The sequence below is a fragment of the Nostoc sp. FACHB-888 genome (assembly GCF_014696655.1).
GTDB lineage: Bacteria > Cyanobacteriota > Cyanobacteriia > Cyanobacteriales > Nostocaceae > Nostoc.
On the sequence record NZ_JACJQM010000104.1, the window covers coordinates 1 to 16,730 of the forward strand.

The window sequence follows — 16,730 nt, forward strand, 5'->3', positions numbered from 1 at the left end:
ACTGTTACTAATTTCAGCAATGTTCTCTGAGTACACCGTCACCTTTTAGTACATAACTACTATAAAAATGCGATCGCCCTGTGCCAGTTGCGTAAGTCCTGCTAGCATCCCATAGAGATGAAATACGATTGCGGCAGGTAGCCTGGCGATGCCCAAGTGCGAAATGTTAGTAATAGACTGCAACTACACCTGTTGTAAACATCGCTTAATTTTGCTTCCTTTACATTACTTTAGAGGCAGTCTTTGAAAACTCAGCTTAATTCTTCTAGTAGAGGATAGAGCTAGTTAAAAATGCATATACTGCAATTACCAAGCAATAGTTTGATAAGCTCCTATATTCAAGACCTACTAGGAGCTTTTTTTTAATGGATTATCTAGTTTAATTGAGGTATATATCAAAAAATCGGCGTTGCAACTTAACTCTTCCTTATGGTTATTAATGATTAATTCTGATGATAGATGGAATCAGAAGATTAAGATTGATAATATATATTTGTGAGTGAAAAACGTTTACCGAATTAATAACAATGAATATTCTTGCTTGGATTGTTTTAGGTCTAATTGCTGGTGCGATCGCTAAGGCTATCTACCCCGGTCATCAAGGTGGCGGAATTCTAGGAACAATCTTACTAGGAATGATAGGTGCTTTGGTTGGCGGTAGCTTAGGTGTATTCTTCAATACGGGAACCTTAGCTATAACAGGCACTAGTCTTAGTATTCCTGGTGTTGCATTAGCAGTTCTTGGTGCAATTATTGCCGTTTTCCTCTGGAACTTGTTAACTCGTCGCAGTGCTGTATAAAAGCAAATTGCGAATAATGAGTGAAAAAAGTTTAGGAGATTCATTTAACTATTATGAATTAAATCCAAAAAATAGCGCTAGCCTATATTCGGCTAGCGCTATTTTTTAATTATTAATAAATAAAATAACAATTGGTAGCAATCTAATAGCGTGCGATCGCTATTAAAAAAACTTCTGTCTTGTGAATATGAGTTGATGCACGTCTTGGACATTGCATAACGATGTCTATGATGTGCTACGCCTAAGCACTAATTCATCTTTCTATTCTGGAATGCCTAGCTTTGTGAAAGACCCGAAACGCGGAGATATTCAAGATTACCCCTAGTGTAATCTTGAGTAGCGATGCTGGAAAAAGGCCGACAAGCATCCCTCCAATAATGGCTCCAATCACGGAACCAACTCCCATAGGCGCAATGGTATTACTTAACACTGTACGATCTACAAATGCACCTCGACTAGCATATTTGAGAACTCCTACAAGTACAGTTGGTAAGCTAACTAGAAGACTGGCTGTACCTGCTGTCTTAATATCTGCACCAAAAGCGAAAATAAGTGTTGGGATAATAACTTCACCCCCTGCAACCCCGAGTAAACTGCTTACCAGCCCAATTGCTAGTCCAAATAAGATACCTGCCAAAATGCGCCAACTTAAAGCAGGGGGTAAAAGGGCTGGTATTTGTTGAGGTAGAAAACCCTCGACTATCAAGGCAATACCAATGAATACCAATAGCACTAAGATGATTCGTTCAAGCTGTTCGTTTGAGAGCTTTGTCGCGATCGCTACCCCAAAAAAAGCAGTGATAACCGCTCCGGCAATCAAGGAAAAGATTACAGGCAGCAATGGAATAATGGGGCTGAAGGAAAGCGTACTGCCCCGAATTACCAAAGATGCAGCAATCGTAATCAAGCTGACAGCCAAGTTCAAAGGCACAGCCTGCCGCACTGAATAGCCCAATGTTCCAGCAAGGACTGGCAGCCGAAACTCTGCACCCCCCAAGCCAATCAGCCCTCCTAATAGTCCAATTGGCACGGCATAAAGAAAGGATAATCGGAAACGGCGTACTTCCAAGCTTGTAGTTGTAGGCTCCAGCGCAGACGGGTTCTTCTTTTTCATTAATTTTCTGAGAATCTGTTAGGGTGCGTTATAAACATTAGTCCATAACGCACCGAAAGTCTGGGATGGTGTGTCACGCCACTACAATTGACATGCCGCAGCTTGGCGATCGCTAATTGTGGGTTAAAAATTTCATCCAAGTAGGGACGTTCGTTGTTTAGTTTACAGGAGCACTGACTAAACCATTGTGCCTGAGCAAAGCGATCGTACTTGGTTCACGGCCCCGGAAAGTTTTAAACACCTCCATTGGATGCTGACCACCACCGAGCGCCAGTACTGTATCGCGATAACGTCGGCCTGTAGCTTTTATAGCCTCTTCATTTTCTAACCCAGCTTCTTCAAAAGCGGCAAAAGCGTCAGCGCTAAGTACTTCTGCCCACTTGTAACTGTAGTAACCTGCTGCATAACCACCCTCAAAAATATGTCCAAAAGCACACAAAATGGCATCTTCTGGAAGTGGCGGTAAGACGGTAGTAGTCTTGGCTATACGATGACGCACATCTGACGGAGTTTCATTACTACCAGGATGATAGCGGTAGTGTAATTCTAAATCAAGACTGCTCAGGTGGATCTGGCGCAACATCGCAGTACCACTCATATAATTACGCGCCGCTAGCAGCTTTTGATAATAATGCTCCGGTAGGGCTTCACCAGTTTCATAATGCTTCGCCATTCCAAAGAAAGTAGGTCGTTCATAGCACCAGTTTTCCATAAACTGGCTAGGTAATTCTACTGCATCCCACTCCACATTATTGATGCCTGCGGCTCCAGGATAGTTAACCTTGGTAAGCATGTGGTGCAATCCATGACCAAACTCGTGGAACAAAGTCTCTACTTCATAGAAAGTCATCAAACTAGGTTTACCATCTACGGGAGGACTTTGATTACACACCAAATAAGCTACAGGTAAGCGGATGGCAGTGGCACCATTTTCAGTGACTTTGGCGCGATTGATGCACACATCCATCCAAGCACCACCACGTTTCTCGGCTGGACGGCTGTAAGGGTCTAAGTAGAAGTAGGCTATGGGAGAACCAGTTTCGTCAGCAATTTGGAAATAACGGACATCCTCATGCCATACTGGCGCTTGACCATCGGTAGAGGTAACAGTAACGCCAAACAGCCGCTTGACTAGTCCAAATAAGCCGTCTAATACTTGAGGAAGAGGGAAGTAGGGACGCAATTCTTCAGCCGTAAAGGCAAATTTTGCTTCTCGTTGGCGTTCTGCCCAAAAGCTGATATCCCAGTGTTTTAAATCCTTTGCTTCTGCTGCTCCCTGTGCTGCCGCAAAAGCTTTGAGTTCTGCCAAGTCTTTCACAGCAGCATCATAACTAGCGCGCCGTAGTTCTTCTAATAGGGCGTTGACTGCCTCAACGTTGGGAGCCATTTTACTCGCCAGGCTCAATTGAGCAAAACTTTTAAAGCCTAGTATATCTGCGAGTTCTTGGCGTAACTTTAAAATGCGCTCAATTAAGGGGTTGTTATCCAAATCGCCAGCAGAAGCGCGGGTGATATGAGCTTTGTAGAGCTTTTCGCGCAAATCTCTACGGGTACTGTGCTGCATGAAAGGGCCATAGCTGGGGAAGTCCAAAGTAATCCGCCACGGGCCATTTTCTGGTGTGGCATCACTTTCGCCAGCCGCACGAGCACCTTGAGCTGCTAAACTCACTAAGCTTGGTGGTAAACCGTCAATTTCAGCTTGTGTTGTTAGGGTTAAGCTGAAGGCTTTAGTGGCATCGAGTACATGGTTAGAGAATTTGGTAGAAAGTTCTGCTAACTCCATTTGTATGGCGTTGAAACGCTCTCTTGCCTCTCCTTCTAAGCCAACACCAGAAAGTTCTGCATCTCGAATAGCGGCTTCTACAATGCGTTGTTGCGCTAATTCTAAAGTTGCCCAACTATCACTGGTACGGAGTGCTTTAAAAGCATTATAGATGGGTTGGCTTTGACCAAGCTTATTGATAAATTGTACTACTAGCGGCTGTACGATTTCATGAGCTTCGCGCAGTTCTGGGCCATTTTTAACACCCATTAAATGATTTACCACCCCCCAACTCCATGTAAGCCGTTCTGTGAGCTTTTCTAAGGGTTCTACTAAACCACTCCAAGTAGGCTCTACATTAGTCTCTAAGGTGGTAAGCTGCTGGTCAAGTTGTGCTAGCAACTCATTGAAGGCTGGTACTACTCGTTCTGGTTTAATCTCTGCAAAGGGAGGTAAACCAGTGCCTTGGAGTAAGGGATTGTTGGAAATAATGGTACTTGCACTCATGGTTTTGTGTGAACTGCGAACGAATAAAAATCATTGTTGATTTTTAGTTATATATCTTCTAATGTAGCGATCGCTGTCCTAAATAGTCTTTTAATTCTGGCAAAAAGGCAAAAAAAGCGAGAATTACTGAGAAAATTATCCTGATACAGCTATTTCGTTTAGTTTGTGAACAATATCTGACCAGGTAACAGTTCCCGAAATATCAGCGTCAGTCTCTGAGTTGAAATAAAATTTAAAAGCGCTTGGTGTTGACCCTGATATTATTTAGCCATAGATTTGCGATCGCTCTTGGCAGGTGCTTGGCATGGTCGTACAAGCAAAGGCGATGCCTATGGCGGGCTACGCCTACGCAAAAAGACAACCCTAATGTACTATGTCAAACAGATAGCTCGTCCGCCAGCATGGGTGTTATCCTGAAAACGCAGTTTCAGCCCAAGAATCCCACACTTTCAAGGCGTGAGAGTGTCAAATTAACTTAGCGTAATCGAGCATTCTTGCCAAATCGAAAAGGGAGGCTCTATCTCTATATTTATGATTTTATTTGGCAACTCATGTTTTTACTCGTAAAATCGAAAACAAGATCAAGGTCAGTAGAAAAGAGTCCCTAAATTAATGAATACGTTAATCAGCCAGGGTGGAAGAGCTATCACTAAATTTCAGATGGTAGACCGGATAAATGATATCGCTTGGCAAGCTCACCAAGGTAGCGTTGCTGCGATTATTCAGCTATTGAACGAAAAGCTAGCCAAGTCTGGTATCAGAACTAGAGCCATTTTTTCTGATGGTGTTTTACAACTTTTATGCGAGGCGGCTAGGGTAGAGCAACTTGAACAATCTTCCCTCGTAGAACAAATCCAGCAAATTCTTGATTCCATTGCTCCGCGTCACATTCGCCGAGTCAATATCAACAGTCGGATTGTTCGGGAACAACAATTGCTTTGGTTAAAGGAAATAGATAGCGATCGCGACAACCAAGTGCTTTGGTCACAAGAAATTGCATTAGTACAGCCCAATATTGTCAAGCAACTAATTAAAGATTTCACAGAAGCTCAAGCTGAACTAGGAAAACCAAATTTCCCTAAAACTCCAGTCTCTCGTCCTTTAGTACTTATTAACAAAGAAAAACACCAGAATCAACCTAAAACAAAAATCTTAGCCGCATCTGGTTTATGCTCACTGTTACTGCTTAGTTGGGTTGTTTATGCCCAGTTAGGTAATAACCTCAAAAATTTAATGCACCTACAAACTTCCAAATTTTTAACTACAGAAAATACTAACGCTAAGAAAACCCAAACTCCATCCCCTACTCCTAACAATAGCCTTTCTGAGCCATCTGATGGCCCATTTGCAATCTCTGTGCGAATTGCCAACCAAGCTTCTGCATCTGGGAAAACAGCCACAACATCAACTCAGTGGTTAGAGATCGCCGCTAAGTGGCAACGGGCTTCAGATTTAATGGGCACGGTGCCACAAAATCACAGCCGTTATCAGGAAGCTAAAATTCGTACTCAACTATATAAAAAATACAGTGAGGCGGCACAGAAAGAAGCTGAGAAGAGTAAATCCTAGTTTTTTATTGATCAGCTTTATTTGCAATTATTGGCTCTAATTTATCAAGATTGTTAATCACTTTTGAAAAACTAGTAGTTTCTTCCTTGAGTTGAAGAATCATCTCATCAAGGGGGTTCTAATTATTTTGATGTAACTCTAAAACTTGAATTGAAATTTGATTAGCGTTTTGAATATCTACTGTCAAATTAGTTAATTTTTGACTACAACACTGAACTTTTATCACTGCTATTTCAATCAATTGGGTTGTCTGGGCTAGACTTACAGCAGATCGTGAAAGTTTTTCTTCCATAGTAGTCAAACAGTCTTGTACAAAATACTGTTGGGTAAAATTAAAAAAAATCGACCTTATTGACAAAGGTCGATTAAATCAAGGTCAATTTAAAATCCAATATCCAAAATGTGTGTGTCCCCTAACTCAGGAGTTCTCCTGTTTCTTGTAGGGAGTGCAAACGGCGGTAAATACCCTCGTGACGCAAGAGTTCATCGTGGCTACCCACTTCTACAATTCTTCCTTGCTCTAGAACCACGATTTTATCGGCTTCCCGCACTGTACTTAGACGGTGGGCGATAACAATAGTGGTGCAAGTACCCTGAATCGATCGCATTGCTAGCTGGATTGAACGCTCAGACTCATAATCTAAACTAGAGGTAGCTTCGTCAAAAATCAGAACATCCGGTTCCACTAGCAACGCCCTAGCAATTCCTAACCGTTGTCTTTGTCCTCCAGATAACCTAACACCTCGTTCTCCCACGACGGTGTAATAACCTTTGGGTAAGTGCTGCACTACTTCATCGACTCTGGCAATTCTACAGGCTTTCTGAACCTGCTCCAAACTAGCATTCGGTCTACCGTAGGTGAGATTATCTAATATAGTACCGTTGAAAACGTCTACTTCTTGATGAACGATCGCTAATCTCCGTCTATACTTACCTACATCCAAAGTCCGAATATCTTGACCATCAATCAGAATTTGACCTTCTTGAGGTTCAAAATATCGCAACAATAATTTCACTAAAGTAGACTTACCAGAACCGGAACGCCCCACTAATGCCACTGTTTGGTATGGCTCAATCAACAAGTTAATATCTTGTAAAACTTGACGGTTGGCATCATATCCAAAGCTGAGGTGCGATAATTCAACTTTTCCAGTAAATTTATAAGGTGATTCTGTCTGATTGCTCTCTTCTAAAAGGCTAGCTGAATCAGATGCAGTTGGCTCTTGCAAAAATTCGTGAAACCGCAGCATGGGAGAATAACGACGGGCAAAAACTTCTGCCAAATTACTAATAGGTTCTAACTCAGCATAAGCCATGCTAGAAAGAGTTAAGGTCATGACAAAGTGACCGAGAGAAATTCTCCCATTTACTGTTGCTGCTAAAGTCAAACCCAGAATTGTAAACACACAAAACTGAATTACAGTTCTTTGCCAAGTACCCAGTATCGTATAACCTTTGTGGATACGATAATCAAGCACCATTAGTTCACGATCCAAACGTTGCTTTTGCCGCTTCAGTTCCCTCGCTTCTGTAGCAAATGCTTTCACCGTTTTGATATTGGTGATTAATTCGGAAGTGCGGCTTTCGGTGTCCTCTCCATACTTATCCAGACCACTTTCGTACCTAATTAGCTGTTGTAAACTCTTTAAGCTGAAGCTGAGAATAATTACAAAGGAAATTAGATATAAAACTGCAATTCGCCACTCAATGAACAAAATAAACACAAAAATCCCCAGCACACGAGCCAGTTTAGGAATCAACTGTCCGGCAACTTCAGGGTAACTAAAAGTGTGATTAGAAATACCTCTAGCTACTCTTCCAGCAATGCGTCCAGGGTTATTTTCATCATAAAATTCTAGTGGGAGAGTAAGAACTTTGGCGATCGCTGTTTCGTTTTTTTCTCGACGCGATCTGAAGGCTATATCCCAATGAAACCAATTGGTTAACCAAGATTGTGTGGGCGCTCTGACTACCGTGACAACGAAAATTAAACCCAGTAATACACCCAAAGATAGAGTTTTATTAACTGGGTAATTAGTAATGCCAGAAAAACTTGCGATCGCACTTTGAAGTGGTTTATCCAAAGGTTGATCAGACAAAACGTTTAAAATCTGCCCGATCGCGTAAGGTACAACTAAATCAATAACTTCGTAAATGCTAGATGCTGTAATACTGAAAACACTCAGCTTCCAGTAAGAGTGAAAGTAATTAACAATATCTCGAAATTTTGCCATGATACACACCGTCCAAGAGCGCGATCTTGAGCTTGGAATTTATATATTACAGATATACTACAAAATGATCAAGGGTTAATCAGTCTAAATCACTCCTTTGGAGTAGTAGACATTTTTGCGGGGATAAATTCTAGATGATAGCGATAGAGAGCAACTGGTCGAGAACCAGCTTTAAAGTAATCTGGATCTTGTGGTGAAAGATATACAGCAGTAACTTGATCAGCCTCAATCGCCGGGTTAGCGGTTGGAAGTTTATGATAAGCAGTAGTAGATTCTACAGAGTTTAAATAGGGGTGTGAACCGCCTTTAAATAGTTGTTGAAACACTTCTGTAGTGATGAACTTGCCATTAGGGGTAGTTTCTGTACCTCGTGCAGTCACAATGGAAACTAATTGGCGACTGCTACGCAAAAAGGTAATCTGACGATTAGGTGAATCTGGATCTACTTTGACTAATAACACTGCTTCATTCCCTAAATAAGCTCTCGCCAAATTCAAGCTATTAAACGCTCTATCAGCTACTAAAATTGGGGATTTGTTATCTATATGAGGTAATATTTTTAGCCCGGTAATAGATGGTTGTTCTTTGACAAATCTTACTACAAAACTCACAGGCTGATTTAATTGTCGGCGATTACCTTCAAACCCTGGAGTTATGATATCTGGTGCTAAAGGTGCAGCTAAATCTACCAAAGTACTTGTAACTTGCCAAGTACCAGCCATCCATTCAGGGTAAACCAAATCACCCGAAGCAGGTTGTACGGAAATTAATTTTTCCCATTGGGGAAAATTTGCTAACCGTTGAGATAACTCTCCTGCAAGAGCATCGCCACCCCACAAAAGGAATAAAAGCAGCAAGCAAAAACTCCAAATCGCCTTTATTGTAAGCATTAGCAGTTTTGTATTTAACGTTTATTATTTATCGATTAAAAATTAAGTAAGTTTGTGTAAAAAATTAAAACTTTGTAGTAAGATATTTGACCTTACAATCCCAAACTATGGTTATAGCATGACATTGGCACTAGGCATGATTGAAGTTTATGGCGTTCCCACAGCAGTGGAAGTGGGAGATGCTATGTGTAAAGCTGCCCGTGTAACCCTTGTTGGTTATGAAAATACTGATTTGGGACGAGTTACCGTGTTAATTCGGGGGGTTGTGGGTGAAGTGAATGTGGCGGTGACAGCAGGGCTAAAGGCAGTGCTGCGAGTTAACGGCGGTGAGATGCTTTCTTCTCATATTATTCCCCATCCCCACGAAAATTTAGAATATGTTTTACCGATTCATCGCAGCGCTAATGTGGAGCAGTTCAGTGCAGATATCCGATTTCCTCCGCCCTTATCAGTTTAGTTGAATTAAATTTCTGCTGGTAAAGGCTGCCAAATATCTCCATAATGATCCCGTAAAGCTTGCCAAGCTTCCACCTGTCCGGGTTCATATTCGCCAGGTTTACCCCATTGCAAAAATAGGCTTAAAGCAGACTCTTGTTTCTCATCTAAAAACCGAATAGCGTAGGTTGTAAAATTACCCCTCTTCGCTTCACCTATTTCAAATTTGACCTGAGTGATTTTGTCCATATTCAAGTGAAACTCAAAGCCTTCTGTATGCATATTCGCGTACTTTCCTTTAGGCAATTCTGCATAAAATAACTTTTCTATTTTGCCTCGTGCTTCTAATACAGCAGCGCTGCTAGTAACAATTAAACGCAAAGTTCCCAAAGTCTCGCAAGCTGCTAAAAATTCTTTCAATGTTGTGGTCATTTGTCATTTGTCCTTTGTCATTTGTTATTTGTCGTTAGTTAAACGATGAGTCCTAATTAATGCCCTATGCCCCATGCCCAATTCCCAATCCCTATTTTTCGTATTGTTCATAAGCAGCAACAATGCGCTGAACTAGAGGATGGCGCACGACATCTTTTTGGGAAAATTCGCAAAAGGCAATGCCTTCAACGTGTTTTAAAATTTGTAAAGCTACTCCTAAACCCGATTGTTGATGAAGTGGCAAATCAGTTTGTGTCATGTCGCCTGTAATCACCATCCGCGAACGGAAGCCCAAACGAGTCAAAACCATTTTCATCTGGGCGGGTGTAGTATTTTGAGCTTCATCCACAATTACAAAGGCGTTGTTGAGGGTGCGCCCTCGCATATAAGCTAATGGTGCCACTTCAATCACACCACGTTCCATTAAGCTAGGTATTTTTTCGGGATCAATGAATTCATAAATAGCATCGTAAAGTGGGCGAAGATAAGGATTAACTTTTTGCTGTAAGTCTCCAGGTAAAAAACCAAGCTTTTCACCGGCTTCGACGGCAGGGCGAGTTAAAATTAACTTTTCCACCTGGTTGGCAAGGAGTGCTTGTACAGCAACAACAACGGCGAGATAAGTTTTACCAGTACCAGCAGGCCCAATCCCAAAGGTGAGGTCACGCCTACGCAGTGCCTCGATATATTGACGCTGACGGAAGGTTTTGGCACGGACTTCTTCACCCCGGCGACTTTTGGCAAGGACATCTCGCTGTAAATTTTGCAATTCCCCTTGACGATCGCTATCTATAGCTTGACGAGCTGTTAAAATATCGGCACTGGTGATGCTATTGCCTTTAATCCAGAGGTCTTCAAGCGATCGCACTAATCGAGAAGCCAGATCAATTTGCCCTTCAGTACCAGAAATCAGTAATTCCTGCCCGCGTAGCACTAAAGTGGCTCCTGTTTGCCGAGATAAAATTTTGAGATTTTCTTCTCCATCTCCCGCAAGAGCCATCGCACTGGGAATATTGGGCAGCTGAATTGTTAAGGCACCTGCCATAGTATTTTTTAATTGGTGAGGATCTGTTTTAGACAAAGGTTAATGTTTTCTCGCTAAAGGCGAAATTAGGCTTTTTTACTTAACATTACATTTTGGAAAAATTTTTGTAACAAATTAATCGGTTGTAGAGCCGTACAGGTGTATGCCCCTAGTAGTAAAAAATCCAAAAATCTTTTTGCTACTTTCCATCTCTACAAAAATTCTGAGCGGAAGTAACGACAACCGCTCAGACTTGCTCTCTAGTTTTGACTTAGCGGAGGCGGGGTTTAACAATGGGTCTAGGCCCATCATTTCCACGCGGTTCTCTCCTAGCTGGCGGTGGCGATCGCTCTTCTGTCTCTTCATCAAAAGACATACCCTCGCGGCCCGGCGTAGTGCTGCCGTAGATATCCAGGTATACTGATTGCCCAGCAGCAGCTGCTGCTGCGGCAACTACTGTACGAATCGCCTGAATATTGCGTCCCCCTCGACCAAACACTTTTCCTTTATCTGTGCTTTCAAAAGCGATGCGAATCCAAGCCCGGTTGAGGGCCTGAGAAATTTCACAATCGACGCTTAAAGTTTCTGGAGATTCCAAAAACGGCTGCACTAAAAACTGAACCAGCCCAACATAGTTGGGGCTAGCTGTTGGGGATATTGTTCCGGAATTATGATGCGGCTGTAGCTGTGGCACTGACCTGTTCAAAAACATTGGCTTTTACTAAAATGCGACGTACCGTGTCAGTGGGTTGAGCGCCTTGTTGTAGTCGCTTGACGATTGCGGGAACGTCTAATCGCACTTCATCGGTTCTGGGGTTATAGAATCCCAATTCTTCTAGGGGACGGCCATCACGGCGAGCGAGGTTGTTAATGGCGACAATGCGGTAACTTGCTTCCCGTTTTTTACCGAATCGCTTCAAGCGCAGTTTGATCATGGTTGAAGAATCATTCTCCTAATTGGTAAGTATGCCGAAATGCTAATTTTAGCACTCGTCTAGCATTTGGTGCTATTAGTCATTAGTCATTAGCAAATTACTAATGCCCCATGCCCCATGCCCAATAACTAAAGATTGCCGAAGCCTTTTTTCTTTTTATCTTTGGGTTTTTTCTTTTTCGTGCCTGCATCACCACCATAGCCACGCCATCCGGGGGCTGTGGGACGATTGCCTGCACCTGCGAAGGCGTTGCCCATACCGCCGCCACCGCCAAACATTCCCGGCATTCCGGGGAAGCCACCTTGACCCATTTGCTGCATGAGCGATCGCATTTTTTGGAAATCACCCACCAGTTTAGTTACATCTGACTCTCTATAACCGGAGCCAGCAGCAATCCGCCGCCGCCGACTGGGAGAACTGGCTAATAAATCGGGGTCGTGGCGTTCTTGGCGAGTCATGGAGTTAATCATGGCTTCACAGCGCTTTAGCTGGGTTTCTCCCTGCTTTAGCTGATCGTCTGAGAGCTTGTTCATCCCTGGGATCATCTTGATGAAGCCTCCTAGAGAACCCATGTTCTTTAGCATCCGCAACTGCTTGAGAAAGTCAGTAAAGTCAAACTTCGCTGACAAAATTTTCTCCTGCATCTTCTCAGCATCTGCTAAATCAAACTCTTCCTGGGCTTTTTCTACTAGGGTTAGCACATCGCCCATTCCCAAAATCCGGGATGCCATGCGATCGGGATAAAAGGGTTGCAATGCCTCGACTTTCTCACCCACGCCCACAAACTTAATTGGCGCTCCCGAAATCTTTCGCACCGAAAGCGCTGCACCACCACGGCTATCACCATCCATCTTGGTGAGAATCGCCCCAGTAATTCCGATCTGCTCATGGAAGGTGCGAGTTAGATTTGCTGCCTCTTGACCAGTCATCGCGTCCACCACCAACAGAGTTTCATGGGGTTGGACAGTTGCTTTGATGCGGGCTAATTCCGCCATCATATCTTCGTCAATTTGCAGACGACCAGCAGTATCAATAATTACTGTGTTTACACCTTCTGCTCTAGCGCGTTCTACACCTTGTCGAGCAATTTCTACGGGATCTGCGTCGCTTCCTAGTTCAAATACTGGTACATCAATTTGCTTACCCAACGTCAGCAGCTGGTCGATCGCTGCTGGGCGATATACGTCTGTCGCCACCAACAAACAGCTACGCTCTAATTTTCTCAAATGTAAGGCTAACTTAGCGGTAGCTGTGGTTTTACCAGTACCTTGCAACCCAGCCATCAACACAATAGTAGGCTGTTCTTTGGCTTCTGCGATGGGAACATTTTCTTCTCCCATTACCTCGACTAGTTCATCGTGAACAATTTTGATGAACTGTTGGTCAGGTCGCACGCCGGTAACCACCTCGGCTCCCTGCGCTTTGGCTTCGACTTCACTAATAAAATCTTTGACTACCTGGAGATTGACATCTGCCTCCAACAAGGCGCGGCGCACTTCGCGCAATGCATCTTGAATGTTGGATTGAGAAATTTTGTCCTGTCCCCGCAGTTTTTTCCAGGCGGCTTCTAAACGGTCAGATAGAGCATCAAACATAATGTAATTACAGGTAGTTCGCCAATGGGGAATCTTGAACCGCCGATGAATGCGATTCCGAATTTCCGCTAAATTTTAAACGTGCTATTTACCAGCTTAGTAGTTTTCACCGCGACTGTAGCAACCAGATACCTAGCTTTATAGAAGATTGAGCTTAAAGTACAATTAGGCGAAGAAGGGCTATTGGACAGCGAGAACCTACACCATATATCGCTATGACCAGCAACACACTGCTTCAACCCACAGAAATCATCCACCTATCGGGTATCAGTTGGCAAACTTATGAAAACTTGCTAACTGAACTTAGCGCTAGTCGCCGCCTCCGGCTTACTTACAATCGAGGTACTTTAGAAATCATGGTTCCTTCACCTGAACATGAAAGTTATAAAAAAATTGTGGGTAGATTTGTCGAAACTCTAGCGGAAGAACTAGAAGTTAGGATTCAGCCCCTTGGTTCTACTACTTTCAAACGTCCAGAGCTGAGTGGTGCTGAACCAGACGAATGCTTTTACATTAAAAATGTCAAGTTGATTAAGGGCAAAAAAAGAATTAATTTGCAACAAGATCCGCCGCCAGATTTGGTAGTAGAAATCGATATTACTAATAGTTCTAAAAATCGCTTTGAAGTCTATGCTGATATGGGTGTGCCCGAAATCTGGCGATATGATGGCAATTCTTTTAGTATTAACGTTTTACAAAATCAGCAATATCTATCTGTTGAACAGAGTTTAGCATTTCCCAATCTGCCATTAACAGAGATTTCTAAGTTTTTAGAGCAGGTGGGAGAAAAAGATTATTTGGAATTAGTTAAAGAATTTCGCCAATGGGTTAGAAAGCACATTTAATATCAAAATAATAATGTCGGGTTGAATGGCGATCGCATTCTTGAGTTGATCCACAAGGAAGCAGCCAAACTAGCAGCAGTCACAGCCTTGGCAGAATACGAACAGTTTGGCTGTCCCTGAGTCCCGACTTGGGTAGTCAACGGTGAGAATTTTTGGGGAAAAGATCGCGTTGATTGGGTTGTCGAAAAGGTAAAGCAATTATCTTAATTTCTCAAGAGTCGCCCTTTTATGATTGAGTTGCTGCCGGTTTTGAGAGCTGTTGTTGGTAAAAGCGAACAACTTTTTGTACATAGTCAGATGTGAAACCTTTGTCACAACCTTTATAACTACCAGTCATCCACCAACAAGCTGCACCACGCACAGATGCAATTTCATTATTGTTAGTGGCGCGGAATTGATTTGTTAACTCACGGCGGGTTATGCAAGAGACAACTTGGCGAGCGATCGCAGGATTGTTTTCAAACTGCGTCGGTGTCAATTCTCGTTTGAGACAAGTTCTTGACCAGCCTTTGAGGGTTTCTGGTTTCACTTGCCATTCGCTGTAATATCCATCATTGGGATTTTTTGTCTGCGGTGCAGCTTGTCTTAATGCTTCTACCATCGCCGCAACTTGGGTATCAGAAATCGGCTGCTGTGCTTGAACTAATAATGGCAATAGTCCTAAGCTGACAATAACTCCGTTGAGTAGTAATCCTATGGTTTTTTTTCTCATAAATTAACATCCTATGCTTTTATGCTATCAATTAGCAAGGCATGATCCACAGATTAGGAACCTACTAAATTTTCTATAGTATCGGCATCATTCGGTAATGCGGCTGTTAAAACTTCGCTACCTTCTGCGGTAACTAAAACATCATCTTCGATGCGGATTCCGCGCACATCGGCAAATTCAGATAAACGCTGCCAATTAACTACATTTTGATATTTTGAGCGAATATTGGCATCATTTAAAATTGCTGGTACTTGATAAAAGCCAGGCTCAATTGTGACTAACATTCCTGGACGCATGGGACGATTTAAACGGAGGTAGCCTAAGCCAAAGCGATCGCTCCTTTCACGTCCCTCCTCATACCCTGCTAAATCACCCAAATCTTCCATATCATGAACATCTAAACCCAGTAGATGACCAATACCATGAGGGAAAAACAGCGCATGAGCATCCATCTCTATTAAATCTTGGGGATTTCCTTGTAAAATGCCTAATTCTACTAAACCTTCAGCTATGACCGTAGCAGCCAGCAAATGAATATCCTCATACTCTACACCAGGGTGTATTCTGGCAATGCAAGCATCATGGGCTGCCAGCACAACATTATATATATCTCTCTGGGTAGATGAAAACTTACCAGAAACCGGCCATGTGCGAGTTACATCAGCAGCCCAACCCATCTCAGTTTCAGCGCCAACATCGGCAAGTAATAAGTCACCTGGTTGTAGAGCGTGGTGATAGTGTTCGTTATGCAAAACTTCACCGTGAACGGTGACAATACTGGTGTAGGAAGTTGTCATATTGTGGGCAATAATTACCCCTTCCATCGCTGCCCGAACTTCTGCTTCTAGCTTGGCTTTTGGTGTTGCTGCCATACCAGTTTTGTGCCCCTCAACAGTGACAGCGGCAGCTTTTCGCAACTCGGTTAATGCAGCTTCATCGTGGGTAAGGCGGAGAGAAACGATCGCCTTAGCTAACTCCAAGTCAATTCCTTGGGGAGGACTTTGTGGTAAAACCCATCTATTTAATAGCTGCGATTGTTGTGTCCAAGTAGCTGCATCTTGTACAGCAAGTGTGGCGGCATCTTCTAGCCAAGATTCTAATTCTGCCATTGGCCCTGCCACATCCGCCCCAATATTCTGAGCTATTTCCTCGCGCGTTGGCATTTCTCCATGCCAAAGGGCGCTGCTGGGTGATGGATCGTCGATGAATAGTTCTAGCCTGCCCGCTTCTAGACGAATTGCCGCCTTTGATAATGGCAGTCCGGCAAAATAGAGGAAATGGCTGCTAGCGCGAAACGGAAAGGTATTTGCTAGAAAATTACGCGGACTGTTGCTACCTGACCACAGAATTGCTGGAAAATCAATGAGGGTAGCTAGTTGTTGCCGTCGGAGGCGTAAAGTCTCGATTAGGGAAGTAGAAGTTTGTTGGATCAGCATAAATGGCAACTCAAAGAGAAGAATAAAGGTTATAGCTTTGCCTTTATTTAGTCGTTATCGTCATCGTCTTCATCATCCTTGCGATCATTATTTTTGCGATCGCCATCATTGTCGTCATCATCCTCGTCGTTTTGGTTAGGTTGGACGACTGGTTTTTGTTGCTCAGTTGGAGCAAGTGGCTGCGGTGCATTAAGACCACAACTAACTAATCCTCCAAAAATTAATGCTAAGTTGACAGCAGCAAAGATGCTTTTAAAGATTTTTATCGTCATGTTTCCATTTTGCTTTGACATTGACCCTAGTTTTTAGAGATTGTATTTTTAATTTATCAGGTACTGTATATAAGCTGTTACGCATTTAATTTGCACATTGAGATCGCAGGGGGGCAGGGGGCAGGGAGCAGGGGGAGGAACAGTCGTATTGAATCCAGAAATTGGGAT

The 16,730-nt window shown here is 43.0% G+C and carries 18 protein-coding genes; 5 read left to right on the forward strand and 13 right to left on the reverse strand.

What is annotated here, in order from left to right:
- Positions 1-527: 527 nt before the first annotated feature.
- Positions 528-800 carry a GlsB/YeaQ/YmgE family stress response membrane protein gene (locus tag H6G26_RS31170; RefSeq protein WP_190734453.1) on the forward strand — a complete coding sequence of 91 codons (273 nt, stop codon included), beginning with the start codon at positions 528-530 and terminating at the stop codon, positions 798-800.
- 253 nt (positions 801-1,053) lie between these two features.
- Here the strand turns inward: H6G26_RS31170 and H6G26_RS31175 are convergent, their stop codons facing one another.
- Both H6G26_RS31175 and H6G26_RS31180 read right to left on the reverse strand, forming a co-directional pair.
- Positions 1,054-1,914 (reverse strand): sulfite exporter TauE/SafE family protein, encoded by an 861-nt coding sequence (locus tag H6G26_RS31175; RefSeq protein ID WP_190734455.1) that lies wholly within the window; start codon positions 1,912-1,914, stop codon positions 1,054-1,056.
- A 157-nt stretch (positions 1,915-2,071) separates the two neighbouring features.
- Positions 2,072-4,183 carry a M3 family metallopeptidase gene (locus H6G26_RS31180; protein ID WP_190734457.1) on the reverse strand — a complete coding sequence of 704 codons (2,112 nt, stop codon included), beginning with the start codon at positions 4,181-4,183 and terminating at the stop codon, positions 2,072-2,074.
- Positions 4,184-4,459: 276 nt separating this feature from the next.
- On the opposite strand from H6G26_RS31180, the gene H6G26_RS31185 reads away from it, so the two are divergent.
- Positions 4,460-4,600: a hypothetical protein gene (locus H6G26_RS31185; RefSeq protein ID WP_190734459.1), complete on the forward strand. Its 141-nt coding sequence runs from the start codon at positions 4,460-4,462 to the stop codon at positions 4,598-4,600.
- A gap of 195 nt (positions 4,601-4,795) precedes the next feature.
- Positions 4,796-5,752 (forward strand): hypothetical protein, encoded by a 957-nt coding sequence (locus H6G26_RS31190; protein WP_242053986.1) that lies wholly within the window; start codon positions 4,796-4,798, stop codon positions 5,750-5,752.
- Between the two features lie 413 nt (positions 5,753-6,165).
- Here H6G26_RS31190 and H6G26_RS31195 read toward each other — a convergent pair whose 3' ends face one another.
- Together H6G26_RS31195 and H6G26_RS31200 are read right to left on the reverse strand one after the other, a co-directional pair.
- Complete coding sequence (locus tag H6G26_RS31195) at positions 6,166-7,986, reverse strand: ABC transporter ATP-binding protein (protein ID WP_190734461.1); 1,821 nt, start codon at positions 7,984-7,986, stop codon at positions 6,166-6,168.
- 89 nt (positions 7,987-8,075) lie between these two features.
- Positions 8,076-8,876: a DUF6816 family protein gene (locus tag H6G26_RS31200; RefSeq protein WP_190734463.1), complete on the reverse strand. Its 801-nt coding sequence runs from the start codon at positions 8,874-8,876 to the stop codon at positions 8,076-8,078.
- A gap of 118 nt (positions 8,877-8,994) precedes the next feature.
- Between H6G26_RS31200 and H6G26_RS31205 the strand changes: the two genes are divergently transcribed.
- Positions 8,995-9,333: a carbon dioxide-concentrating mechanism protein CcmK gene (locus tag H6G26_RS31205; RefSeq protein ID WP_190734465.1), complete on the forward strand. Its 339-nt coding sequence runs from the start codon at positions 8,995-8,997 to the stop codon at positions 9,331-9,333.
- Positions 9,334-9,338: 5 nt separating this feature from the next.
- Here the strand turns inward: H6G26_RS31205 and H6G26_RS31210 are convergent, their stop codons facing one another.
- The 5 genes from H6G26_RS31210 to ffh all read right to left on the reverse strand — a co-directional run bounded on the left by H6G26_RS31210 (position 9,339) and on the right by ffh (position 13,297).
- Complete coding sequence (locus tag H6G26_RS31210; protein WP_190734467.1) at positions 9,339-9,743, reverse strand: ChuX/HutX family heme-like substrate-binding protein; 405 nt, start codon at positions 9,741-9,743, stop codon at positions 9,339-9,341.
- Positions 9,744-9,834: 91 nt separating this feature from the next.
- Entirely contained in the window at positions 9,835-10,788 is a 954-nt protein-coding gene (locus H6G26_RS31215; protein ID WP_190734486.1) for a PhoH family protein, read from the reverse strand.
- Between the two features lie 250 nt (positions 10,789-11,038).
- Positions 11,039-11,479 carry a KH domain-containing protein gene (locus H6G26_RS31220; RefSeq protein WP_190734469.1) on the reverse strand — a complete coding sequence of 147 codons (441 nt, stop codon included), beginning with the start codon at positions 11,477-11,479 and terminating at the stop codon, positions 11,039-11,041.
- Positions 11,436-11,702 (reverse strand): 30S ribosomal protein S16, encoded by a 267-nt coding sequence (gene rpsP, locus H6G26_RS31225; RefSeq protein WP_190734471.1) that lies wholly within the window; start codon positions 11,700-11,702, stop codon positions 11,436-11,438. Before rpsP ends, H6G26_RS31220 begins: the two co-directional genes overlap by 44 nt.
- 128 nt (positions 11,703-11,830) lie before the next feature.
- Positions 11,831-13,297: a signal recognition particle protein gene (gene ffh / locus H6G26_RS31230; protein ID WP_190734473.1), complete on the reverse strand. Its 1,467-nt coding sequence runs from the start codon at positions 13,295-13,297 to the stop codon at positions 11,831-11,833.
- 215 nt (positions 13,298-13,512) lie between these two features.
- On the opposite strand from ffh, the gene H6G26_RS31235 reads away from it, so the two are divergent.
- Positions 13,513-14,142 (forward strand): Uma2 family endonuclease, encoded by a 630-nt coding sequence (locus tag H6G26_RS31235; RefSeq protein ID WP_190734474.1) that lies wholly within the window; start codon positions 13,513-13,515, stop codon positions 14,140-14,142.
- 2 nt (positions 14,143-14,144) lie between these two features.
- Here H6G26_RS31235 and H6G26_RS31240 read toward each other — a convergent pair whose 3' ends face one another.
- The 4 genes from H6G26_RS31240 to H6G26_RS31255 all read right to left on the reverse strand — a co-directional run bounded on the left by H6G26_RS31240 (position 14,145) and on the right by H6G26_RS31255 (position 16,562).
- Positions 14,145-14,282 carry a hypothetical protein gene (locus H6G26_RS31240; protein ID WP_190734476.1) on the reverse strand — a complete coding sequence of 46 codons (138 nt, stop codon included), beginning with the start codon at positions 14,280-14,282 and terminating at the stop codon, positions 14,145-14,147.
- An 86-nt stretch (positions 14,283-14,368) separates the two neighbouring features.
- Entirely contained in the window at positions 14,369-14,854 is a 486-nt protein-coding gene (locus H6G26_RS31245; RefSeq protein WP_190734478.1) for a hypothetical protein, read from the reverse strand.
- Between the two features lie 53 nt (positions 14,855-14,907).
- On the reverse strand, positions 14,908-16,290 hold the full coding sequence (locus H6G26_RS31250) for an aminopeptidase P family protein (protein WP_190734480.1): 1,383 nt from the start codon (positions 16,288-16,290) through the stop codon (positions 14,908-14,910).
- 47 nt (positions 16,291-16,337) lie between these two features.
- Positions 16,338-16,562, reverse strand: a complete 225-nt coding sequence (locus H6G26_RS31255; protein WP_190734482.1) for a hypothetical protein — start codon at positions 16,560-16,562, stop codon at positions 16,338-16,340.
- Positions 16,563-16,730: the final 168 nt, after the last annotated feature.